Consider the following 23,290-nt stretch of genomic DNA (forward strand, 5'->3'; position numbering starts at 1 on the left):
CCCTCGGGCGTGCTCCCTGAAGGAGGGACTCGGACATGGCAAGTAAGAAGGGCGCATCCAGCACCCGTAACGGTCGTGACTCCAACGCACAGCGCCTCGGCGTCAAGCGGTTCGGCGGCCAGGAGGTCAACGCCGGTGAGATCCTGGTGCGCCAGCGCGGCACCAAGTTCCACCCGGGCGTCAACGTCGGCCGTGGTGGCGACGACACCCTGTTCGCCCTCTCCGCCGGTGCGGTGGAGTTCGGCACCAAGCGCGGTCGCAAGACCGTGAACATCGTGCCGGCCGGCGCCGAGGCCTGAGCCTCCCAGCCGACCACTTTCATGAACAGCCCTCGGGGGCCGGGCGGGGTCGTCAAGACCTCACACCCGGCCCCCGAGAGTATTTGCACCACCCCGCCCGTCACCACCCGTCACCCGGAGGAGTCCCCACCATGTCGAGATTCATCGACCGCGTAGTGCTCCACCTCGCAGCGGGGGACGGCGGCCGCGGCTGCACCTCGGTGCACCGCGAGAAGTTCAAGCCCCTCGGCGGCCCCGACGGCGGCAACGGCGGGCACGGCGGCGACGTCGTCCTCGTCGTGGACCCCCAGGTCCACACCCTGCTCGACTTCCACTTCCGGCCCCACGCCCGCGCGGGCCGGGGCCAGCCGGGTATGGGCGCCAACCGCAACGGAGCCCAGGGCGCCGACCTCGTGCTGTCGGTGCCGCCCGGCACCGTCGTCCTCGACGAGGACGGCGAGGTGCTGGCCGACCTCACCGGTGTCGGCACCCGCTTCGTCGCTGCCGAGGGCGGCAAGGGCGGGCTGGGCAACGCCGCCCTGGCCTCCCGGGCCCGCAAGGCCCCCGGCTTCGCGCTGCTCGGCGAGCCCGGCGAGGTCCGCGACCTCACGCTCGAGCTCAAGTCCATGGCCGACGTCGGACTTGTCGGCTTCCCGTCCGCCGGGAAGTCCTCCCTGGTCTCGGTGCTCTCGGCGGCCAAGCCCAAGATCGCCGACTACCCCTTCACGACCCTGGCACCGAACCTCGGCGTGGTCTCGGTCGGCGACGACACCTTCACCATCGCCGACGTGCCCGGCCTCATCCCCGGCGCCAGCGAGGGCAGGGGCCTGGGTCTGGACTTCCTGCGTCACATCGAGCGCACCGCCGTGCTGGCCCACGTGGTGGACTGCGCGAACCTCGAGTCCGACCGGGACCCGATCTCCGACGTGGACGCCCTCGAGGCCGAGCTCGCCGCCTACCGGTCCGAACTGACCGACGCCGGGATCGGCGACCTGGCAGACCGCCCCCGCGTGGTCGTGCTCAACAAGATCGACGTGCCCGACGCCGCCGACATGGCGGAGATGGTGCGCGAGCACTTCGAGGCCAAGGGGTGGCCCGTCTACGCGATCTCCGCGGTGGCCCACAAGGGGCTCGACGAGCTGCGGTACGGCCTGTACGAGCTGATCAAGGCACACCGTAAAGCCAACCCGCCCGCCGCGCCCGAACGGATCGTCATCCGCCCCAAGGCGGTGGACGTCGAGGAGTTCCGCGTCCGCCCGGATCCCGCCGACCGCGGCGCGTTCATCGTCACCGGGGCCAAGCCCGAGCGGTGGATCCGCCAGACCGAGTTCGACAACGACGAGGCCGTGGGCTTCCTCGCCGACCGGCTGGCCCGGATCGGGGTCGAGGAGGCGCTCATCAAGGCCGGCGCCACGGAGGGCTGCACCGTCACCATCGGTGACGTCTCGTTCGAGTGGGAGCCGCAGACCCCGGCCGGCGTCGACCTCATGCGCACCGGGCGTGGCACCGACATCCGGCTCGAGTCCGACGAGCGGATCGGCGCCACCGAGCGCAAGTACCGCAAGCGGGTGCGCCGCGGCCTGATCGACCCGGACGAGGAGATCCTGGAGTGACCAAGGAGCGGGAGTTGCGCCGTCGTATCGGCGCGGCCCGCCGCGTGGTGGTCAAGATCGGCTCGTCGGCCATCACCAGTTTCCACGGCGGGATCCGGCGGGCCGAACTCGACGCACTCGCCGACGTCTGCCAGTCGCGGATGGCCGCGGGGTCGGACGTCTTCGTCGTCTCCTCCGGTGCAATCGGCGCCGGCATGGCGCCACTGGGGATGACCACCCGCCCCGGCACCCTGTCCGCGAAGCAGGCCGCGGCCAGCGTCGGACAACTCGAATTGGCGCGCGCGTGGGGCGACTCGTTCGCCCGCTTCGACCGCGTGGTGGGTCAGGTCCTGCTCACGGCCGCCGACATCGGCCGGCGGGACAGCGCCGCCAACGCCCAGCGGACCCTCGATCGCCTGCGCACCCTGCACGCGGTGCCGGTGATCAACGAGAACGACACCGTGGCCACCAACGAGATCCGGTTCGGCGACAACGACCGGCTCGCCGCGTTGGTCGCGCACCTCATCAGCGCCGACGCCCTCATCCTGCTCTCGGACGTCGACGCCCTGTACGACTCCGACCCGCGCAAGGGCGGGGCCAGCGCGGTGACCATGGTCGGCGGCGAGGGCGACCTCGACGGCGTGATCGCCGGTGCCGGCGGTGCCCTGGGGACCGGCGGCATGGCCTCCAAGCTCGCCGCCGCCCGTCTGGCCGCGGACGCGGGCATCCCGGTCCTGCTCACGGCCGCCGAGTTGGCGCCGCAGGCCCTCGCCGCAGACCCGGCGGTGGGCACGGTCTTCGCGGCCCGGCCCGAGCGGATGACCGCCCGGCGCTTCTGGGTCCGGCACGCCGCGGACGCCCGCGGGGCGGTCCTGCTGGACGACGGAGCGGTCCGGGCGGTGACCGGCTCGCGGCGCTCCCTGCTACTGGCCGGGGTGGCCGGGGTGGACGGGCTGTTCCACTTCGGCGACGTCATCGAGATGCACGACGTCGACGGCCGGGTGGTCGCCCGCGGGATCGCCCAGTACGACTCGGTCGAGGTCCGCGCCCGGTTGGCCGACCGGGCGGCGGGCGGCACCGGCTCCGGTCAGGGGCGCCCGTTGGTGCACGCCGACGACCTCGTCCCGGTCTGACCAGCGCTGATCCGGCCGGCGGCCCCGGTCGGCCCGCGCTCAGCCGTCCGTGACGGTCCCCTCGGTGTGGACCGGGGTGACGGTCCCCTCCTCGAGGTTGTAGATCGCGCCGACGATCGCGGTGCGGCCCTCGGTGATCGCGCGGTCGACGGCGGCCGACTTCTGCCGGATCGCGGTGACGGTGTGGCGGACGTTCTCCACCACCACGTCGTCGTACCCGGCGTCCGGGTCGCGCCGCGCCTCGAACACGGCCGGCGAGATCCGCTCGACCACGTCGCGCAGGTAGCCGGACGGGGTGGAGTGCGTGTCGATGGCGGTGATCGTGGCGCCCACCGCACCGCACGAGGTGTGTCCCAGCACGAGGGTCAGCGGGATGTTCAGGGCCTCGATCCCGAACTCGATCGCCCCGAGCACCGACGAGTCCACGATGTGGCCGGCGTTGCGGATCACGAACAGGTCGCCGAGCCCCTGGTCGAAGACGACCTCGGCGGGGACGCGTGAGTCGGCGCAGCCGAACACCTGCGCGAACGGATTCTGCTGGCCGGCGAGCTCGGTGCGCCGAGAGGGGTCTTTGTGCTCGTTGAGGTTCTCCCCGGCCACGTAGCGGGCGTTGCCGCGGAGTAGTCGGGCCAGTGCGGTCTCCGGTGTCTTTGCGATCTGCATTGCCCTATTTTGCTCCTCGACGCTCACCCGTGGTGCGGCAGGGCCGCATCTGTCAGCTCGAGGACCTCCACGCAGTCGCCGTCGATCGTCAGGGTGGCCTCGTCGTGCGCGCGGGTGCGGCCGCGGTTGACCACCGCGACGGGCGTGCCGGTGGTCACCGCACGCCGTACGAACCGGTATCCGGAGCGGACGGTCAGGGAGGAGCCGACGACGACGAGGACGTCAGAGGAGTCCACGAGGTCGTTCGCCGCGTGGACACGGGAGGCGGGGACGTTCTCGCCGAAGTAGACGATGTCCGGTTTGAGGACTCCCGAGCAGGCCCGACAGTCGACCATGCGGAAGTCGGAGGTCTCGGCCAGGACGGCGTCGGCATCCGGCGCCACCTCGATCGCCCCGCGGGAGGTCACGCGTTCGATGAAGCCGGGGTTGAGGCGTTCGAGCTGTTCGTGCAGAGCCCACCGGCTCTGTCGCAGGCCGCAGTCCAGGCAGATGACCACGGCGTAGGTCCCGTGCAGGTCCACGAGACGGCGGCTGCCCGCCTTGAGGTGCAACAGGTCCACGTTCTGGGTGATCACCCCGGTGACCAGGCCGCGACGCTCCCAGTCGGCGAGCAGGAGGTGCGCGGCGTTGGGTCGCGCGGCCTCCATGTGCCGCCAACCGAGGTGGTTGCGCGCCCAGTAGTGCCGGCGGAACGTGGGGTCGCCCACGAACTGCTGGAACGTCATCGGGGTCCGACCGGGCGAATCGGGGCCGCGATAGTCGGGGATGCCCGACGGGGTCGAGATCCCGGCGCCGGTGAGCACCACCGCCCGCCGCCCCCGCAGGAGTTCGGCGAGTGCCGCCGCCCGGTCGGGCAGGTCCGGGTCCGCCTCCGTGCGCTCGGCCGGCGTCCAGGCGGTCTCACGGATCCTGACCATCTACAGGCCCCCGGGGCCCGAGGGATCGTGCGCGCACACCACGTCGAGGGTGTCCCGGCGGCGCCGGGCCAACCCGGCGAGCCTGGCGTGCGTCGGGGACACCGCGCCCGGCTCCAGGGCCAGGGCGCGTTCCATGACGGGGATCGGCCGCGGCACGCGACCCGTCGGACCGATCTGTCCCCGGTGGTAGAAGGCGTCCCCGGCGTGGAGGAGGTCTTTGTCGTCGTCGTCGTTGCCGTGGACGCGGTCGTGGTCCCCGACACCACCGGTGCGGCCGCCGCCGGGCACCAACACCCCGGCGTGACCCACCGCGTGGCCCGGCAGGTCCACCAGCATCATCCCCTCGGCGACATGGTCCAGGGGGTGCGCCCGGAAGCCCTCCCACCGGTCGGTCCCGTAGGAGTACTCGACGAACCGCGGCCCGTGCGACCACTGGGGGCGGCGGTACCGGCGGCGCTCGACGAACCGCGGCGTGCGCACCGCCCACGTCAGCGCCTGGGCAGCGACGTGCACCTGCGCGTCCGGGAAGTCGGCGAGCCCACCGATGTGGTCGGCGTCCATGTGGGTCAGCACGATGTGCCGCACGTCCCGCGGATCCAGGCCCAGCGTCTCGATGCGGCGGACCGCGGTCTCGCCGGTGCGCAGCGCCGGGCGCAGCGCGTGACGCATCGCACCGAGGCGGCCGGCCGGATCGGCGATGTCCTGCAACCCGATCCCGGAATCCACCAGCACGAGCCCGTCCGGGGCCTCCACGAGCAGCACGCGCGTCGGAACGAGGCCCCCCATCGTGCCGCAGTTGAGCTGGTGGATCCGCATGGGAGAAACGGTACCGACCGACGGTAGGGTGCGTGGCATGGCCGCAGGTGGAGTGCTCGATCCACGACCGGTGGTACGCGTCGAGCGGCAGCGCGACGGGGGCGTGGACGAGCGGGCCGAGCCCGTGTCGGCCGGGGCGGGGCGGTGGCCGTACTCGATCCCGGCGGTGGCCCAGCTGTTGCGCGAGGGACTCGAACTCGACGACCTCACCGTGCTCGTGGGGGAGAACGGCGCCGGCAAGTCGACGATCGTCGAGGCCGTCGCCATGGCGTACGGGCTCGGCGCCGAGGGCGGGTCGGTCAACGGCCGTGACGTCACCTGGGAGTCGGAGTCCCCGCTGCACGACTCACTGCGGCTGGTCCGGGGCGGGGGCGCGCCGAAGTGGGGCTACTTCCTGCGCGCCGAGACCATGCACGGCATGTTCACCTACCTGCAGTCCTCGGGCCCGGAGCAGGACTTCCACTCCCGCAGCCACGGTGAGGCGTTCTGGGACATCGTCACCACCTCGCGGTTCTCCGGAGGCGGGTTGTTCGTGCTGGACGAGCCCGAGGCCGGGCTGTCCTTCGACGCCCAACTCAGACTGGTCGCCCTGCTGCTCGAGCTGGCCGACCGGCGCGGGGCGCAGGTGCTCATGGCCACCCACTCGCCGATCCTGGCCTCGGTGCCCGGCGCCGCGGTGTACGAGCTCTCCGACGCCGGGATGCACCGCACCCGGTGGGAGGATCTGGCGATGGTCGACCACCACCGGCGCTATCTCGACGCGCCGGAACGGTATCTGCGCCACCTGTCGGAGTGACCGGGCACACTGGGGCGCATGAGCCGCTCTGAGTCCCGATCGCACCGCACCACCGGCGAGGCCCGGCCCGTCCACCCCGTCTATCCGGAGTGGCAGCCGCCATCGGCGTCACGGGCGGCCAACACCGGACCGCTTCCCGCGCCGGAGCCGGGCTTCACCCCGGACGTGATCGTCGTGGGGCACGGTCTGTCCGGACTGGTCGCCACCCACGAGGCGACCCGCGCGGGCAAGAAGGTGCTCGTGGTGGACCAGGAGAACGAGAAGAACCTCGGCGGTCAGGCGTTCTGGTCCCTCGGCGGACTGTTCCTCGTGGACACCCCGGAGCAGCGGCGGATCGGGATCTCCGACTCGCTCGAATTGGCGTGGCGGGACTGGCTGGGCTCCGCCGGCTTCGACCGGCCGGAGGACCACTGGCCGCGGCAGTGGGCGCGTGCCTATGTCGAGTTCGCCGCGGGGGAGAAGCGGCGGTACCTCCACGACCTGGGCCTGCGGATCATCCCCACCGTCGGCTGGGCCGAGCGCGGCGGCGGCGACGTGGCCGGGCACGGCAACTCCGTCCCGCGCTTCCACGTGACCTGGGGGACCGGGCCCGAGGTGGTGCGGGTGTTCGAGGAACCCGTTCTGGAGGCCGCCCGGGCCGGGCTCGTGCGCTTCGCCGTACGTCACCGGGTGGACGAGATCGTGGTCGAGGACGGTCGCGCCGTCGGCGTGCGCGGCGCGATCCTCGTGCCCTGCGACCACGACCGGGGTGTGGCCTCTCCGCGCGAGGAGACCGGCGCGTTCGAGTTCCGGGCCGGGGCGGTGCTCCTCGCCTCCGGCGGTATCGGCGGCAACCCCGACCTCGTTCGTCGGTACTGGCCCGCGGACCGGCTCGGCGACGCTCCCGAGCGCCTGATCCTGGGGGTGCCCGAGCACGTGGACGGCCGGATCCTGGAGATCTCCGCGGTGGCCGGGGCCAACCTCATCAACCGGGACAGGATGTGGCACTACACCGAGGGCGTCGAGCACTACGCGCCCGTGTGGCCCTCGCACGCGATCCGCATCATCCCCGGGCCGTCCACCCTGTGGCTGGACGCGAACGGCGACAGGATGCCGGTGCCGCTGTTCCCGGGGTTCCACACCACGGCGTCCATCGAGGCCATCCGCCGCACCGGCCGGGACTACTCCTGGTTCATCCTCGACTCGTCGATTGCCAGCAAGGAGTTCATCCTCTCCGGCTCCGAGCAGAACCCCGAGCTCACGGACAAGAGCATCAAGAAGTTCGCCTCCAAGGCCGGAAGCGGACTGCCGCCATCGATCGCCGAGTTCGCCGAGAAGGGCGTCGACTGGGTGGTCGCGGACACCCTGGAGGAGATGGTCGCCGGCATGAACTCGCTGCTGCGCGACGGGGAGCCGGAGCTCGACGTGGAGAGGGTGCGCGAGTTCGTCCTGGCGATGGACGGGCAGATGGACAACCCGTTCGCCAAGGACGCCCAGGTACAGGCCATCCACAACGCCCGGCGCGTCCTCACCGACAAGCTCACCCGGTTGGCCAAGCCGCACCGGCTGCTCAGGGACTCGGGGCAGGGCACGGGCTCGGCGGCCGGCTCCGGCGGCCCGCTCATCGCGGTCAAGGTGCACCTCATGACCCGCAAGACGCTCGGCGGCATCGAGACGACCCTCGACTCCCAGTGCCTGACCCCCGGCGGCGAGCCCTTCCCGGGTCTGTACGCGGCGGGCGAGGTCGCCGGCTTCGGCGGCGGCGGCGTGCACGGGTACAACTCGCTGGAGGGGACGTTCCTCGGCGGGTGCATCTTCTCGGGCCTCAAGGCGGGCCGGGCGATGGCGCGGGAGGCCTGATCGGCGCGGGCGGCGGCGAGGAGCGCACGCTCTCCGCGGCGAGGATCGGTATCGCCGGCGCGGCGGTCGTCGGCGTCGCCTTCGGCATGGCGCGGTACGTCTACGGGCTCACCCTGCCCGACATCCGCCGGGACCTCGGTCTGCCGGAGCTGGTGCTCGGGCTCGTCGCCAGCGCCACGTTCGTCGGCTACCTGGCCGGCCTGCTGCTCGCGGGACCCCTGGCGGCCCGGCGTGGACCGCGCGCACCGACCACCGTGGGCGGGGTCTGCGGCGCGCTCGGTGCCGCCATCGTGGTGACCGCGCAGTCGCCGTGGCTGCTCGCCGTGGGCGCGGTGCTGGCCGGCAGCGCGGGCGGCTGGGTCTGGGCGCCGTACTCGGACATCGTCACCCGGACGGTGACCGCCCGACACCAGCCCAGGGCTCTGGCGATGATCACCACCGGCACGGGAGTCGGGCTGATCGCCCTGGGCGGCCTGGCCGTCCTCGCCGTCCAGGGATCCTGGCGTCTGGTGTGGGCGGGGGTCGCCGCGGCAGCGGTCGTCGCGGCGGTCGTCAACCTGCGCCTGGTACCGCGGAGCGACCCGGTGGCGCGCCCGCGGGGTCAGCGCGGGCTCGCGGACCTGGCCAGGGTCCTGCCCGTACCCGCCGGCTACTCGGTCGTCTACTTCGCCGTCGTCATCATCTACTTCACCTACGCCTCCGACGTCCTCGACCGCACGGACCTGCCGGAGCTCGCCGTCCCGGCGGCCTACGTCCTGATCGGTGCCAGCGGCCTGACGGCACTGGCGACCGGCGCCATGGCGCAACGGTGGGGCAGTGCCCGGGTCGCGGCGATGTGCCTGGTGACCGTCGCGGTCTCGTTGGCGCTGCTGGGTCAGGCGGGGAACTCCCTGGTCGCGACGGTGATCTCCGCCTGCGTCTTCGGTGTGGGGTACATGACCGGTTCGGCGGTCCTCGCCGTGTGGACGGCGGAACTGGCCCCCGATCGCGCGGGGGCGGCCTTCACGGCGTGCCTGGTGGTGGGCGCCGTGAGCTCGGTGATCGCGCCTGCGCTCGCCGGGGCCGTCATACCGTCCCTGGGCCTCGGTGCACTACTGCTCGCCTCCGCCGCGGTCTCGGGGGTCAGCGGTGCCGTGTTGCTCCGGGCCCCCGGAGCCCCACGCCGGTCGCCCGCGCCCGCCGAGTGACCATCGGAACGTGCGATTCCGATGTGGGCCGGGTACCGGTCCGCGAGTGTTGCGGGTATGCAGGATGCGCACGAGATCATGGACCTGTTCGACCCCTCGAGGACATCGCCGGGAATCGAGCGGGTGGGGGACTCGGGCTTCTACGCCGTCCGGTCATGGGACCTGATCGCGGAGGCCGCGAGCAGGGTCGAGGATTTCTCGTCCAACCTCACCGCGACGATGGTGGTGGGCCCCGGTGGGGAGGTGACCGAGTTCCCCGTCGCCGAACTCGGATCCCCCGTCCACGCGCTGGCGATCGCTGACGGGCAGGTGCACCGAGCCCACCGGAGCGTGGTCACGTCGTCCCTCTCCCCGCGCACACTGCGAGCCTGGCGGCCCTTCGTCGACCGCCGACTGCGAGAACTGTGGGCGGACGGCTGGCGAGACGGCGGGATCGACGGGGTGAGGGACATCGCCGAGCGTCTCCCGCCCGCCGTCATCGCGGAACTCATGGGGCTGCCGCCACAGGATGCCGACCGACTGTGGGAGTGGGCGTTCGCCAGTACCAGGATGTTGGACGGGATGGTCACGGCCGACGAGTTCGACGACTCGCTCCGGTCGGCCGGGGAGCTGGTCGACTACCTCTCGGCCGCGGTGACCGGGGCGGAGGCCGGACAGGGCGCCTCGGTGCTCGGGGCACTCGCCCGTGAGCTGGAGCGTGGCGAGATCTCCCACGACGCCGCGGTGCAGGTCCTGGTCCAGCTCGTGGCGGCGGGTATCGAATCCACCGTGGGCCACCTGGGCACGCTGGTGTGGCGCCTGGGGCAGCACCCCGAGCACCTCGACACACTCCGGTCGGACCCGGGGCGCCGCTCGCCGTTCATCGAGGAGACACTGAGAACGGATGCGCCCTTCCGGGGGCATTACCGCCACGTCACCACGGACACCGAACTCGGCGGGACCGCTCTCCCCGCGGGCACCCACCTCTTCCTCCTGTGGGGTAGCGCCAACCGGGACCCCCACCGGTTCGGGGATCCGGACCGGTTCAGACCGGACCGCGATGAGGGCTCGCACTTGTCGTTCGGGCGCGGCATCCACTTCTGCCTGGGTGCGGCGCTGGCGCGCGTGGAATCCCGCGCCGCACTCGACTTCCTCCTCGATCTCGGCGGGGAGCTCGAGATCGACGTGTCGCGGACCGAATGGCACCAGAGTCTTCTGGTCCGTCGCCTCCGGAGCCTCCGACTCACCGTGTGAACCGGAGGTCCTCGGCGAACGGGCCCGGCGAGGGCGCTCACCCGTCGCGGGTCACCCCTTCCGTCGGGTCCTCCTCGTCCGCTACGCGCGCCCCCGCCGCGACTCGCCGCTCCCGCGCCTGTCGGCGCCCCCGCAGTACGCCGAGTTCATAGGTGGCCAGCACGATGAGCCACAGCGCGGTGATGGGGATGACGAACCAGAGCATGGCGGCGCTGAACGGATCCAACGCGTCGTGGTCGGCCGCCTGCAGCACCACGTAGACGACGTACGCGGCGTAGAAGCCGGTGAAGAGCAGTCCCTCCCACCGCTTGATCGCCATACCGGTGAAGGCGATCGGGAGCAGGGCCAGCGAGACGGCGAGCATGATCGGCAGGTCGAAGCGGACGGCCCCGGGGGCGACGTCGATGGGCGTGATGAGCGAGGTCATCCCGAGAACGGCACCGAGGTTGAACATGTTGCTACCGACGATGTTGCCGATGGCCAGGTCCCGTTCACCGCGGATCGCCGCCACCACGCTCGTGGCGAGCTCCGGCAGCGATGTCCCGACCGCCACCACCGTGAGACCGATGACCAGGTCACTCATTCCCCATGCCGATGCGAGATCACTCGCCGCCGCGACGAGTAGTCGCGCGCCGACCACCAGCAGGGCCACTCCGACGATCACGAAGGCGCTGCTGACCAGAACCGGGTGTGACGACGCGACGCCGGACGACCGCGTCTCGCCGGCACTGGCGCCACCCGCGTCGCCATCACCCGCGCCGTCGACGGCGGCGTCGCCACCACCGGCGCCGTCAGCGACCGGGTCCTCCGGTGCCGCGGCGGCCCGGCCTCCATCCTGCTTGCGCGAGATGACGATCGTCGCCACCACATACGCCACGAGGCCGGCGAACAACAGCAGACCGTCGAGGAAGCTGATCGTGCCGTCGAGTGCCACCAGCAGCGCGACCAGCGAGAACAGCACCATGATGGGGATGTCGACCCGCACGATGCGGGACGTCGCCACCAGCGGGGCAACGATCGCTGTCAGACCCAGGATGAGCAGGATGTTCGCGATGTTGCTGCCCACCACGTTGCCGACGGCCAACCCCGGGTATCCGCTCAGCGCGGCGTCGACGCTCACCGCGAACTCCGGCGCGGAGGTCGCGAAGGCGACGACGGTGAGTCCCACCACCAGCGGGGAGATCCCGAGGGTCGCGGCCAGACCGCCGGCGCCTCGCACCAGCACTTCGCCGCCGCCGATGAGCAGGACGAATCCCACCGCGAGGGCGAGCACCGTGAGGGCGCTCATGACGGGTCCGACCGGATCGTGGTGAACCCCGGCCCGGCCGACGGTGACGGTCTCGTTGCGTTACCCATGGGTCGATGATCCCGTGCCGGACTCCGGTCTGTCGATGCGCGGGCGGCGACCTCCCCGGACATCACACCCAGCCGGATATCACACCCAGCCGGACATCACACCCAGCCGGACAACACACCTAGCCGGCTGTGGCCACGGCCAGGGGCAGGACGGCGGGGACCCCGGAGGAGCGGAGATGCCGGGCCGCCTCGGTGATCGTCCACCCCGTCCCGAGCAGGTCGGTGACCAGGAGGACGGGGCCCTCGGACGGCGTCGACGGGCCGGAGAACGTGCCCCACAACTGAGCCACGCGGTACGCGGAGTTCTGGGCCGTCACCGCGGGCAGGGCCGGATCGCGGGAGATCTCCCCGAGGTGTTCCATGCGACCCATCTGAGCCAGGGCATGCGCGAGAGTGGTGACCAGCTGCGGGTGCTCGCCGGTGAGGAGGGCGGCGACGCCGGTGGGCCGGTCCGCCCAGCCCCACTCGCGGAGGACGGGAATACACGCGCGGGCGAGCCATTCCGGGGCGTCCTGGTCGGGCTCGGCGAGCAGGGCGCGCAGCTTCTGGCCCAGGCCGAGATCGGTCAGGCGGGCCAGAGCCCGGCCCTCGGCGGGGCCGTCGGCGATCTTGCCCTTGAGCGGGACGTCGAGCTTGGCGAGGCCGGTGGGCCACTGGCGGCGGGGCGGCAGGACCACGCCGGGCCGTTCGAGGGCGTCGCGGGCGCGGGTCAGGGCGCCGGAGTCGACGTCCGTGGTGCGGCGCTGGCCCGTGCAGTTGTCGCAGCGACCGCAACCGCCGGAGGCCGGGTCGAGGGTGGGGTCGTCGAGCTGGCCGCGGAGGAACTCCATGCGGCAGGACCCGGTGCGCTGGTATTCCAACATCGCCTGCTGCTCGGACTGCCGTGCCTCCGCCAGCCCCGCGTACCGCTCGGCGTCGTAGTGCCACGGCCGCCCGGTGGCCACCCAGCCACCCCGGACGCGCTGGACCGCGCCGTCGACGTCGAGGACCTTGAGCACCATCTCGAGCCGGTTGCGGCCGAGGTCGACGGCGGGTTCGAGCGCCTGCGTGCTCTGCGGTCGATCGGGCTCCAGCGCGTCGAGGACCCGCCGCACCACGTCCTCGGGCGGGAACGCCAGGGAGGCGAAGTGGTTCCAGATCGCGCGGTCCTCGGGCCCGGGAAGCAGGACCACCTCGGCGCGGTCGGCGGCACGTCCGGCGCGGCCGATCTGCTGGTAGTACGAGATGGGGGAGGGTGGGGCACCCAGGTGGACCACGAAGCCCAGGTCCGGCTTGTCGAAGCCCATGCCCAGCGCGGAGGTGGCGACCAGGGCCTTGACCTCGTTGTCGAGCAGCGCGCGCTCCAGCTCCTCCCGTTCACCGGCGTCGGTGCGGCCGGTGTAGGAGCTGACCCGGTGCCCGGCCGAGGTGAGTAGTTCGGCCATGTCCTCGGCCGCCGCGACGGTGAGGCTGTAGATGATGCCGCTGCCCGGCAGCGACTCGAGGTTCTCCACGAGCCAGGCGGCGCGCTTCTCCGAGTCGTCGATAGCCACCACCGACAGCCGCAGCGACTCGCGGTCCAGTCCGCCTCGCAGGACGAGGGTGTCCTCCGAGGCGGACTCACCGACCCCGAGCTGCTGCGCGACGTCGCGGACCACCCGGTCGTTGGCCGTGGCCGTGGTGGCCAGGACCGGCACGCCGTGGGGCAGATCGGCGAGCAGGGTGCGGATACGCCGGTAGTCCGGCCGGAAGTCGTGACCCCAGTCCGAGACGCAGTGGGCCTCGTCCACCACCACGAGGCCGGCGTCCGCCGCGAGCGCGGGCAGGACCGTGTCCCGGAAGTCGGGGTTGTTGAGACGCTCCGGGCTCACCAGCAGCACGTCGACCTCACCGGCCCGGACCGCCGAGCGGACCTCGTCCCACTCGGTCATGTTGGCCGAGTTGATGGTGGCCGCCCGCACCCCGGCCCGGGCGGCGGCCTCGACCTGGTTCCGCATGAGTGCGAGCAACGGCGAGACGATCACGGTGGGGCCCGACCCCAGCTCGCGGAGCAACCGGGCGGCGATGAAGTACACCGCCGACTTGCCCCAGCCGGTGCGCTGGACCACCAGCGCGCGTCGCCGGTCCGCCACCAGGGCCTCGATGGCGACCCACTGGTCCTCGCGCAGGACGGCGCCCGGGCCGGCGAGGCCGCTGAGCAGTTCGTCGGCGCGGGCCCGGAGGGCGGCCCGGTCCCCGGTGGCCGGGTCGTCGGATGTGGGACGGTCCGCTGTCGAGGTCATGGACCCATCGTGCCCCACCGCTCCGACAGCTCACCTGCGGAGCGGAGCCCGGAAGCGTTTACTCGGTCCCATGACCGGTGGTGGGCAGGGAATCGCGGGGCAGGTCGAGCGGGCGACGGACCGACTGTCGCGGCGGCGGGTCGGGGTCGTGATGGCTGCCGGGCCACCGGGCGGTGTCCACACCGCCACCCGCGGGGACACCGGTCGGGGCGCCACCCCGGACGCCCACACGCTCTTCGAGATCGGCTCCATCACGAAGGTGTTCACCGCCCTGCTGCTGGCCGACGGTGTCGTCCGGGGGCAGTGGCGGCTGGACACCCCGGTCCGGGACCTGCTCCCCGCCGGCACGGACCTGCCGGGTGGCGGCGACGAGCCGATCACGCTGCAGCACCTCGCGACCCACACCTCCGGGCTCCCGCGGACGCCCGGTCGGTTGGGGCTCCGGGAGAACCTCGCCTACGTGCGCACGGGTGCGGATCCCTATGCGGACCTCACGGAATCGGACGTCCTCGCCGGACTCCGTGGCCTCCGCCCGCGTCGGCACCCGGGGCAGGGCACGCCGAGGTACTCGAACCTCGGCTTCGGCCTTCTCGGCATCGCGATGACCAGCGCGACCGGCGCCGACTTCGGGGCGCTCGTCCGCGACCGGATCTGCGGACCACTGGGCATGCCCGACACCGTGACCGAGGATCAGATGACCGACGAGCAGCGGCGACGAACGGCCCTCGGGCACCGCAGCCGCCACCGCGGCGCCGAGCCGTGGCCACTGCGCGGCATGCCGGGCGCCGGAGCACTGCGCTCCACGGCGGCCGACATGACGCGGTTCCTCGCCGCGCACCTCGATCCGTCGACCACCGACCTCAGGGCCGCCGTCCGACTCACGCAGGCCACGCCGCCGTCCGGGCCCGAACGGATGGGGCTCGGGTGGCATCGCGCCGGCCCGGGCACCCTGTGGCACAACGGCGGGACCGGCGGATTCCGGTCGATCGCCGTCGTCGACACCGTCGGCGGGACCCTCGCGGTCACCCTCGTCAACCAGACCAGGGGAGCCGATCTGCCCACCTTCCGACTCCTCCGCGCCATCGGCTCGTGACCACCGCGTTCCGCCGGCCCTGCTGCGGCCGCGCTCGTCGTCGTCGTCGTCCTCCGCGACGCATGTCGCTCCCTGCGGCCATACTGGGCCGCATGGCTCAGACATGGAAGCAGATCGTGGAGGCCGACCCCGAGCACTCCCGGCGGTACGCCCGGCGGTGGGACGACATGGTGGCCGAGGGAGTGGACATCGACGGCGAGGCGCGGCTGATCGACGCGATGGTCCCGCGCGGTGCCCGGATCCTCGACGTGGGCTGTGGTCAGGGGCGCACCGGCGCCTACCTGCACTCGCGTGGTCACCGTGTCACCGGCGTCGACCTCGACCCCCACCTGATCGAGCGGGCGCGGGAGCTGTGCCCGGAGGCATCGTGGGAGGTCGCGGACCTGGCGGACGAGGGCTGGCCCCGCGGGCCGTTCGACCTCGCCGTGTCGGCGGGCAACGTCCTGGCCTTCGTCGACCCCGCCGACCGCGGCACCGTGCTGACCAACCTCGCCGCGCGGCTCGCCACGGCGGACGAGGGCACCGAGGGGAGGGCAGGTCGCCTGGTCGTGGGCTTCGGGCTCGACCGGGGCTGGACCCGGGAGGAGTTCGACCGCGACGCCGACCGCGCCGGGCTGCGGGTGCAGCAGCGCTGGTCGACGTGGGATCTGTTGCCGTTCGACGACGACAGCGGCTTCATGGTCACCGTCCTCGTGCGCAGCGACGGGGCCGCCTCGTGAGCTCCGCGGCGTGGACCGTCGACGACCTGCCCGACCTGACCGGGAAGACCATCGTGGTCACGGGCGGCACCAGCGGCATCGGGAAGGAAGCCGCGCGTGAACTCGCGCGCCGGGGCGCCCACGTCGTGCTCCCGTCCATCACCCGCGCCGAGGGGGAGGCGGCGGCCGCGGAGATCGGCGGCTCCACCGAGGTCCACGAGCTGGACCTGAGCGACCTGCACGCCGTGCGGGAGTTCGCGACCTCGTACACGGACCCCGTCGACATCCTGCTGGACAACGCCGGTCTGATGAGCAAGACCCGGCGGGAGACTGCGGACGGCTTCGAGCTGCACTTGGGGGTCAACGTCCTCGCGCCGTTCCTGCTCACCGAACTCCTGCTGCCCCGAATCCGGGAGCGGGTGGTGATCACGGCCTCCATGGCCCACGCCAAGGGGCGGATCGACTTCGCCGACCCCCACTTCCGACAGCGCCCCTACTCGATGGCGGCGGCGTACGCCCAGTCGAAGCTGGCGTGCATGCTCTGGGGACTCGACCTGCAGACCCGTCTCGCCGCCGCGGGCTCCGCGGTGGACGTACAGCTCGCGCACCCCGGGTTCGCCGCCACCTCGATCCTCGACCCGACCCCGTTCCCACCGGTCAACGCCGTGCTCAATCTGCTCGGCCGGCGGATCGTGCCCACGGCCGCCGATGGGGCACGCCCGCTGCTGTACGCGGCGACGGAGGATCTGCCGCCGGCGTCGTACATCGGACCGACGGGTTTCCGACAGATCGCGGGCCCGCCCGGACCCGGCGAGCGATCGGGCCCTGCCGGGGACCCGGACCTGGCCCGCCGATTCCGGGAGTTCGCCGTGCGCGAGACCGGGGCCGTCCCGACGGTCTGACTCGTCGGAAGTGGCCCCGCCGGCCGCATCGGTAAGCTGGAACGCATGACAGCCAGCCACCTCGACGCTTCCGACCTCACTGGCCAGACGGACGCCGGGCCCGCCGCGGACCCGACCCGCGACGCCGTCCACGACGCCGCCCGCCGGGCCCGGTCCGCCTCGCGCGAGCTGGCCCTGCTCACCGCGGACCGCAAGAACGCACTGCTGCAGGCCGCCGCCGACGCCCTCGTGGTGGCGGAGTCGACGATCCTCGAGGCCAACGCCCGGGACCTCGCCGAGCAGTCCGAGGCCGGGATGGGCGAGGCCATGCTCGACCGGCTGCGGCTCACCGCCGAGCGGATCGAGGGCATCGCCGGCGGCCTGCGTCAGGTGGCCGGTCTGGCGGACCCTGTCGGCACCGTCACGCGTGGCTCGACCCGCCCCAACGGGCTGCAGTTGCGACAGGTCCGGGTCCCGCTCGGGGTGGTCGGGATGATCTACGAGGGTCGCCCCAACGTCACCGTCGACGCGTTCGGGCTCGCCTTCAAGTCGGGCAACGCAGCACTGCTGCGGGGGTCGCGCTCGGCCCGCAACTCCAACGAGGCGCTGGTCGAGGTGCTGCGCGGTGTGCTCGCGGAGCACGGCCTGCCCGTGGACGCGGCCCAGCTCCTGCCGTCCGATGACCGGTCGTCGGTCACGCACCTCATCCAGGCGCGCGGTCTGGTGGACGTCGTCATCCCCCGCGGCGGCGCTGGTCTGATCCAGACCGTGGTGGAGAACGCCAAGGTCCCGGCCATCGAGACCGGCACCGGTAACTGCCACCTCTACATCCATGGAGACGCGGACCTGGACGAGGCCATCAGCCTGCTTCTCAACGGGAAGACGCGTCGCTGCAGCGTCTGCAACGCCACCGAGACGGTGTTGCTCGATTCCGCACTCGGCGACGCGGCCGTGGACCGCGTCGTGGGGGCGTTGAGGTCGGCCGGCGTCACCGTCCACGGTGACCGCGAGGGCCTCGTCCCCGCCGATGACGTCGACTGGGGCGAGGAGTACCTCAGCATGGACATCGCGCTCAAGGTGGTCGACGGGGTGGACGAGGCGATCGAGCACATCGACCGCTGGTCCTCCGGACACACCGAGGCCATCTCCACCCGCAGCATCGACGTGGCGGACCAGTTCTGCGCCCGCGTCGACGCGGCGGCGGTGATGGTCAACGCCTCCACCGCCTGGACCGACGGTGAGATGTTCGGCTTCGGCGCCGAGATCGGTATCTCCACCCAGAAGCTCCACGCTCGCGGCCCGATGGGGCTCGAGGAACTGACCAGCACGAAGTGGATCGCCCACGGCAAGGGGCACGTGCGGCCGTAGAGGCACTCGCGCCCGGGCCACCCGCCGGCCCGCCACCGTCGACCCCGAACCGAAAAGGACCCACCCGATGGACCGAGCCCGCACCGCCCAGCGACCCGCATTCGAGAGCATCGACCACGTCATCGAGGCCCTCGGCGGACAGGGGTACCTGGCCGACCGGTCGACCGCCACGGTGGTCTACCTCGCCGACCGGCTGGGCAAGCCGCTGCTCATCGAGGGCCCGGCCGGTGTCGGCAAGACGGAGCTGTCGAAGGCCGTCGCCGCCGCCACGGAGGCCGAACTCATCCGCCTCCAGTGCTACGAGGGCGTGGACGAGGCCCGTGCGCTCTACGAGTGGAACCACGCCAAGCAGATCCTGCGGATCCAGGCCGGGCAGGGCGAGGGGTGGGACTCCACGCGCGATGACGTGTTCGCCGAGGAGTTCCTGCTGTCGCGGCCGCTGCTCACCGCCATCCGGCGCAGTGAGCCCACCGTCCTGCTCGTCGACGAGGTGGACAAGGCCGACATCGAGATCGAGGGACTGCTGCTGGAGGTCCTCAGCGACTTCGCGGTGACCATCCCCGAGCTCGGGACCATCGAGGCCTCCCGACGCCCGTTCGTGGTGCTGACCTCCAACGCGGCCCGCGAGCTGTCCGAGGCGCTCAAGCGGCGGTGCCTCTACCTGCACCTGGACTTCCCGACCCCCGAGCTGGAGCGCAAGATCCTCGCCTCCCGGGTGCCGGAGCTCGACGACCGGCTGGCCGAGCAGCTCGTACGCGTGGTGGGCGTCCTGCGCGCGATGGCGCTGAAGAAGGTGCCGAGCGTGTCGGAGACGATCGACTGGGGCCGCACCCTCGTGGCGCTGGGCCTGGACACCATCGACGACGAGGTCGTCCTGCAGACGCTCGGCGTGGTGCTCAAGCACCAGTCCGACCAGCTGCGCGCGGCCGCCGAGCTCCGGCTCAACTAGGGCCGTGGGGACAAGGAGGTGGGTGACAAGGAGATGGGCGGAATGACCGACAGGGCCCCGGGCGGGATGTCCGGCCACCTCGTCGACTTCGTCGACGCACTGCGCCGCAAGGGCATCCCCGTCGGCCCGAGCGAGGCCGTGGACGCCGCCGCGGCGATGGTGCACGTCGACCTGCTCGACCGCGCCGCGCTGCGCGAGGCACTGGCCTCGACGATCCTGCACAAGTCCACGCACCGTGGGGTGTTCGACCAGCTCTTCGACCTGTGGTTCCCGGCCGCCGTGGGGTCCCACACCGCGGGCGACGCGGTGACGCTCGAGGTGGAGATCCCGACCGACGACGACGGCAAGGTGGATCCGGACGCCCTGAACGAGCTCATCGCGTCGCTCCTGCTCGAGGACACCGAGGAGTCGCGGGCCAAGGCCCGGGCGTTGGCGGAGCTCCTGGTCGAGCAGCTGGGCTCGTACGACTCGGTGAACGGACCGCGCTACTCCGCCTACCAGGCACTGAGCCCGCTCGACACCAACTCGATCATGCAGCGGATCCTGGACGGACTGCTCGGCGCCGACCCCTTCGACCCAGACGGCGCGAAGCGACACGCCGAGAAGACGGCGGCCGCCAACTCGGCGGCCGACCTGGTCCGCGGCTTCCTGCGGGAGGTCGCCGACGAGACCCGCCGCCGTACCGCCGAGACCGTGGGCCGCGATCGCGTCGCGCAGTACGCGGTGGGGCCCGCGGCCGAACAGGTCGACTTCCTGCGGGCCAACGACCAGGACCTGCAGGCACTGCGCCGCAGGGTGGGTCCGCTGGCCAGACAGCTGGGCAGCCGACTGGCGGCCCGCCGGCGTCGTCACCGGCACGGTGCGATCGACATGCGCAAGACCATGCGGCGGTCCATGTCCACCGGCGGCGTGCCCGTGGAACTGGTGCTGCGCAAGCCCCGCCCGGCCCGTCCGGAGCTGGTCGTGCTGTGCGACGTGTCCGGCTCGGTGGCCGGGTTCAGCCACTTCACCCTCCAGTTGGTGCACTCGCTCCGTGAGCAGTTCTCCCGGGTGCGGGTGTTCGCGTTCGTCGACACCACCGACGAGGTGACCTCGTTCTTCGAGACCGGGTCGGACCTCGGATCCGCGATGAGCCGGATGGTCCGCGAGGCCGAGATCGTCACCTATGACGGTCACTCCGACTACGGCCACGCGCTGGCGGGCTTCGCGGACAGGTACGCCCACACCCTGACCAGGACGGGGTCGCTGCTCATCCTGGGAGACGGCCGCAACAACTACCGGGATCCGTCCGTCGAGGCACTCGAGTTCGTCAGCGAGCGGGTCGGACACACCCACTGGCTCAACCCGGAGCCCAAGCGGCAGTGGGGGACCGGCGATTCGGCCGCCAGGCTGTACTCCCAGTACGTCCCCATGCACGAGTGCCGCAACGTCGAACAGCTCACGACGGTCGTCGCGAGCATGCTCCCCGTGTGAGCGATAGCGGCGACGGGGCGCGGCAGACGACTGGGCGGCACCCCCGACCGATAGACTCACCGACCATGACCACGACGGGGACCTCCGACGGCGCTCGACGCCGCATCGGAGTGATGGGCGGGACCTTCGACCCCATCCATCACGGTCACCTCGTCGCGGCCAGCGAGGTCGCCCACCGGTTCGGTCTCGACGACGTGGTGTTCGTCCCCACCGGCGAGCCGTGGCAGAAACGGGGCCGGGCGGTGTCACCGGCCGAGGACCGCTACCTGATGACGGTCATCGCCACGGCCTCCAACCCGCGCTTCTCGGTCAGCCGCGTCGATATCGACCGGGACGGACCGACCTACACGCTCGACACGCTCAAGGACCTGCTGCGCCAGCACCCGGACACCGATCTGTACTTCATCACGGGCGCCGACGCGCTGGAGAAGATCCTCACATGGCGCGGGTGGGAGGAGATGTTCGACTTCGCCACGTTCGTCGGGGTCTCCCGGCCCGGGTTCGAACTGTCCGACACACACCTCGCCGAGATCAGGGACGGGCGCGTCTACCTGCTCGAGATCCCCGCGCTGGCCATCTCGTCCACGGAGTGCCGCCGCCGGGCGGCCGAGGACGCGCCCGTGTGGTATCTCGTGCCGGACGGTGTCGTGCAGTACATCGCGAAACGCAATCTCTACCGGCCCGAGGGCTCGACCCGCCTGGACGGCACCCCCGCAGCGACGGCCCCGGTACACCGGGTGCCCGTCCCCACCGATCCCCACCCCGAGGAGAATTCCCAGTGACCGCAAGCCCCGAGGCCCTTGAGATGGCCGCCATCGCGGCCCGCGCCGCCGACGACAAACTGGCGACCGACATCGTCGTCATCGACGTCTCCGGCCAGCTCATCATCACCGACTGTTTCGTCCTGGCGTCCGCCGACACGGAGCGACAGGTCAACTCCGTCGTCGACGAGATCGAGGACAAGCTGCGCGAGGCCGGCCACAAGCCGCTGCGTCGCGAGGGCACTCGTGAGGGGCGGTGGGCACTGCTCGACTACAACGAGCTGGTCGTGCACGTCCAGCACGTCGACGAGCGTGACTACTACTCGCTCGACCGCCTGTGGAAGGACTGCCCGGTCGTCGAGATCGAGGGCGTCGAGTCGTCGCGACGGTCCGCTGACGATGCCGGCAACGCCGACGACTCGCTCGCGCCGGAGGAGCCACAGCGGGATCAGGAGCTCTGAACCACCCGGTGACCCGACGTCTCATCCTCCTGCGTCACGGCCAGACGCACTACAACGCCTCGTTGCGGATGCAGGGACAGCTGGACACCGAGCTCAGTGAGCTGGGTGAGCGGCAGGCCCACGCCGTCGGCCGTGTGCTGGCGCCGCGTCGCCCGTGGACGATCCTGTCCTCGGACCTGCAGCGGGCGCACGAGACGGCGAAGGCGTTGGCCACCGAGGTGGGATTGGACGTCCGGACCGACCCGCGGCTGCGGGAGACGCACCTGGGCACCTGGCAGGGCATGAGCCACTCCGAGGTCGACGGGCAGTGGCCCGACGCCCGGGTCCGGTGGCGCAGCAGTCCCCGGTGGTCACCGCCGGAGGGGGAGAGCCGTCTGGACGTGGCGCGGCGGACCCGAGAGGTCGTCGACGAGTTGGTCGAGTCGTCGCCCGACTGGAGCGAGCACCCCGCCGTGATCGTGGCCCACGGCGGCGCGATCGCGGCCCTCACCGCGTCGCTGCTCGAGTTGCCGGTGGAGCAGTACTCGGTGTTCAACGGGTTGGGCAACACGTGCTGGGTGCAGCTGTCGGCGCATGTCCGCCCCGAGGGCACGGCCGCGCAGCCTCCCGAGCCCGAGGTCGGCCCCGCCACCGAGGCCGCCCGAGGTGTGCTGTGGCGCCTAGACCAGTGGAACGCCGGCATCACGCCCCCGGTGGGCTCGTCATGACGATCCGCCTGGTCACCGACTCGAGCGCCGACCTGCCGGCCGAGTGGGTCCGCGGGTTCGGCATCACGGTGGTGGGTCTGCACGTCGTGGAGGAGAACGACCGGGCGGTGTCCACGGCCGCGGTCACGCCCGACGAACTGGCGGAGATCTACGAGGAACTGCTCGCGGATCCCGACTGCACCGGCGTGGTGTCGGTGCACCTGTCCCGCGAGCTCTCGCGTACCTGGCAGTCGGCGGCCGATGCCGCGACCAGATTCGGGGGCCGGGTGCTGGTCTCGGACTCCCGCGGGGCGGGCATGGCGTTCGGGGCCGCCGTCGCCCAGTGCGCGTGGGCGGCGGGAAACGGGCTCGGTCTGTCCGCGACCTACGAACTCGCCGAGCGGCTCTGCCGGGGCGCCTCGACCTACGCCGCCCTGGAGTCACTCGAGAGCCTGCGCAGAGGCGGCCGGATCAGTGCGCTCGCCGCGCTCTTCGGAAGCGCCCTGGCAATGCGCCCGGTGATCGTGTTGCGTAACGGATCGGTGGACCTGGCGGCCAAGGCCCGCACCACCACCAAGGCGCATGCGCGGCTGCGGTCCCTGCTGCGCGACGACGTGGCGCGCGGTGACGTGCTGGTGGTGGTCCACCACCACCAGGCGCGCGAGCGGGCCGAGGAGATGGCCACCGAGATCCGCAAGGAGACCCAGTTTCCGGAGCGGGTCATGATCGTCGAATTCGACGAGGTCCTCGCATGGCACCTGGGGCCGGGAACAGTGGGTGTCTCGGTGACGGACCTGGTCGACACCGAATTCCCCATCCTTCCCCCCTCTCCACAGCCGGCGGACTGAC

Annotated in this window: 22 protein-coding genes; 17 read left to right on the forward strand and 5 right to left on the reverse strand. The window is 72.0% G+C overall.

The window, feature by feature from the left end:
* The first annotated feature begins 35 nt into the window (after positions 1 to 35).
* From rpmA to proB, 3 genes are all read left to right on the forward strand, one after another.
* Positions 36 to 299, forward strand: a complete 264-nt coding sequence (gene rpmA / locus AC3DEV_RS09645; RefSeq protein WP_007626965.1) for a 50S ribosomal protein L27 — start codon at positions 36 to 38, stop codon at positions 297 to 299.
* Between the two features lie 131 nt (positions 300 to 430).
* Positions 431 to 1,891 (forward strand): GTPase ObgE, encoded by a 1,461-nt coding sequence (obgE, locus tag AC3DEV_RS09650; RefSeq protein WP_067719726.1) that lies wholly within the window; start codon positions 431 to 433, stop codon positions 1,889 to 1,891.
* Positions 1,888 to 3,003: a glutamate 5-kinase gene (proB, locus tag AC3DEV_RS09655; RefSeq protein WP_488371950.1), complete on the forward strand. Its 1,116-nt coding sequence runs from the start codon at positions 1,888 to 1,890 to the stop codon at positions 3,001 to 3,003. Before obgE ends, proB begins: the two co-directional genes overlap by 4 nt.
* Before the next feature lie 39 nt (positions 3,004 to 3,042).
* Here the strand turns inward: proB and AC3DEV_RS09660 are convergent, their stop codons facing one another.
* The 3 genes from AC3DEV_RS09660 to AC3DEV_RS09670 are packed head-to-tail and all read right to left on the reverse strand — an operon-like array spanning position 3,043 to position 5,399.
* Positions 3,043 to 3,666: a carbonic anhydrase gene (locus AC3DEV_RS09660; protein WP_488371951.1), complete on the reverse strand. Its 624-nt coding sequence runs from the start codon at positions 3,664 to 3,666 to the stop codon at positions 3,043 to 3,045.
* A gap of 23 nt (positions 3,667 to 3,689) precedes the next feature.
* The gene (locus AC3DEV_RS09665; RefSeq protein ID WP_488371952.1) at positions 3,690 to 4,583 is read right to left on the reverse strand and encodes a Sir2 family NAD-dependent protein deacetylase; all 894 of its coding nucleotides are present in this window, start codon (positions 4,581 to 4,583) and stop codon (positions 3,690 to 3,692) included.
* On the reverse strand, positions 4,584 to 5,399 hold the full coding sequence (locus AC3DEV_RS09670; protein ID WP_488371953.1) for an MBL fold metallo-hydrolase: 816 nt from the start codon (positions 5,397 to 5,399) through the stop codon (positions 4,584 to 4,586).
* Between the two features lie 37 nt (positions 5,400 to 5,436).
* Between AC3DEV_RS09670 and AC3DEV_RS09675 the strand changes: the two genes are divergently transcribed.
* Genes AC3DEV_RS09675 through AC3DEV_RS09690 form a run of 4 tightly spaced genes read left to right on the forward strand, consistent with a single transcriptional unit; the run spans position 5,437 to position 10,454 of the window.
* Positions 5,437 to 6,195 carry an AAA family ATPase gene (locus AC3DEV_RS09675; protein ID WP_488371954.1) on the forward strand — a complete coding sequence of 253 codons (759 nt, stop codon included), beginning with the start codon at positions 5,437 to 5,439 and terminating at the stop codon, positions 6,193 to 6,195.
* A gap of 18 nt (positions 6,196 to 6,213) precedes the next feature.
* Entirely contained in the window at positions 6,214 to 8,034 is a 1,821-nt protein-coding gene (locus tag AC3DEV_RS09680; RefSeq protein ID WP_488371955.1) for an FAD-binding dehydrogenase, read from the forward strand.
* Positions 7,983 to 9,221 (forward strand): MFS transporter, encoded by a 1,239-nt coding sequence (locus tag AC3DEV_RS09685; protein WP_488371956.1) that lies wholly within the window; start codon positions 7,983 to 7,985, stop codon positions 9,219 to 9,221. Before AC3DEV_RS09680 ends, AC3DEV_RS09685 begins: the two co-directional genes overlap by 52 nt.
* A 57-nt stretch (positions 9,222 to 9,278) precedes the next feature.
* On the forward strand, positions 9,279 to 10,454 hold the full coding sequence (locus tag AC3DEV_RS09690) for a cytochrome P450 (protein WP_488371957.1): 1,176 nt from the start codon (positions 9,279 to 9,281) through the stop codon (positions 10,452 to 10,454).
* Positions 10,455 to 10,491: 37 nt separating this feature from the next.
* On the opposite strand, the gene AC3DEV_RS09695 is transcribed toward AC3DEV_RS09690, so the two are convergent.
* Together AC3DEV_RS09695 and AC3DEV_RS09700 are read right to left on the reverse strand one after the other, a co-directional pair.
* Positions 10,492 to 11,742 (reverse strand): calcium/sodium antiporter, encoded by a 1,251-nt coding sequence (locus AC3DEV_RS09695; RefSeq protein ID WP_488371958.1) that lies wholly within the window; start codon positions 11,740 to 11,742, stop codon positions 10,492 to 10,494.
* A gap of 187 nt (positions 11,743 to 11,929) precedes the next feature.
* Complete coding sequence (locus AC3DEV_RS09700; protein WP_488371959.1) at positions 11,930 to 14,071, reverse strand: RecQ family ATP-dependent DNA helicase; 2,142 nt, start codon at positions 14,069 to 14,071, stop codon at positions 11,930 to 11,932.
* Positions 14,072 to 14,141: 70 nt separating this feature from the next.
* Between AC3DEV_RS09700 and AC3DEV_RS09705 the strand changes: the two genes are divergently transcribed.
* From AC3DEV_RS09705 to AC3DEV_RS09750, 10 genes are all read left to right on the forward strand, one after another.
* Positions 14,142 to 15,164 carry a serine hydrolase domain-containing protein gene (locus AC3DEV_RS09705; RefSeq protein WP_488371960.1) on the forward strand — a complete coding sequence of 341 codons (1,023 nt, stop codon included), beginning with the start codon at positions 14,142 to 14,144 and terminating at the stop codon, positions 15,162 to 15,164.
* Between the two features lie 92 nt (positions 15,165 to 15,256).
* A complete protein-coding gene (locus AC3DEV_RS09710) occupies positions 15,257 to 15,883 on the forward strand; it encodes a class I SAM-dependent DNA methyltransferase (protein ID WP_182633926.1) in 627 nt (208 codons plus the stop codon).
* The gene (locus tag AC3DEV_RS09715; protein ID WP_488371961.1) at positions 15,880 to 16,764 is read left to right on the forward strand and encodes an SDR family NAD(P)-dependent oxidoreductase; all 885 of its coding nucleotides are present in this window, start codon (positions 15,880 to 15,882) and stop codon (positions 16,762 to 16,764) included. The genes AC3DEV_RS09710 and AC3DEV_RS09715 overlap by 4 nt, the downstream gene beginning before the upstream one ends.
* Positions 16,765 to 16,809: 45 nt before the next feature.
* Positions 16,810 to 18,111 (forward strand): glutamate-5-semialdehyde dehydrogenase, encoded by a 1,302-nt coding sequence (locus AC3DEV_RS09720; protein ID WP_488371962.1) that lies wholly within the window; start codon positions 16,810 to 16,812, stop codon positions 18,109 to 18,111.
* A 67-nt stretch (positions 18,112 to 18,178) separates the two neighbouring features.
* Positions 18,179 to 19,060, forward strand: coding sequence for an AAA family ATPase (locus tag AC3DEV_RS09725; RefSeq protein ID WP_096905768.1), 882 nt, complete (start codon positions 18,179 to 18,181; stop codon positions 19,058 to 19,060).
* 42 nt (positions 19,061 to 19,102) lie between these two features.
* A complete protein-coding gene (locus AC3DEV_RS09730; protein ID WP_488371963.1) occupies positions 19,103 to 20,533 on the forward strand; it encodes a vWA domain-containing protein in 1,431 nt (476 codons plus the stop codon).
* Between the two features lie 65 nt (positions 20,534 to 20,598).
* Complete coding sequence (nadD, locus tag AC3DEV_RS09735) at positions 20,599 to 21,315, forward strand: nicotinate-nucleotide adenylyltransferase (protein WP_096905766.1); 717 nt, start codon at positions 20,599 to 20,601, stop codon at positions 21,313 to 21,315.
* Complete coding sequence (gene rsfS / locus AC3DEV_RS09740) at positions 21,312 to 21,755, forward strand: ribosome silencing factor (protein ID WP_154830439.1); 444 nt, start codon at positions 21,312 to 21,314, stop codon at positions 21,753 to 21,755. The genes nadD and rsfS overlap by 4 nt, the downstream gene beginning before the upstream one ends.
* Before the next feature lie 8 nt (positions 21,756 to 21,763).
* On the forward strand, positions 21,764 to 22,462 hold the full coding sequence (locus AC3DEV_RS09745; RefSeq protein ID WP_488371964.1) for a histidine phosphatase family protein: 699 nt from the start codon (positions 21,764 to 21,766) through the stop codon (positions 22,460 to 22,462).
* Positions 22,459 to 23,289 (forward strand): DegV family protein, encoded by an 831-nt coding sequence (locus AC3DEV_RS09750; protein WP_335673036.1) that lies wholly within the window; start codon positions 22,459 to 22,461, stop codon positions 23,287 to 23,289. Before AC3DEV_RS09745 ends, AC3DEV_RS09750 begins: the two co-directional genes overlap by 4 nt.
* The last annotated feature ends 1 nt before the right edge of the window (position 23,290 follow it).

It is taken from the genome of Dietzia sp. IBK-p2-15D (genome assembly GCF_057773105.1).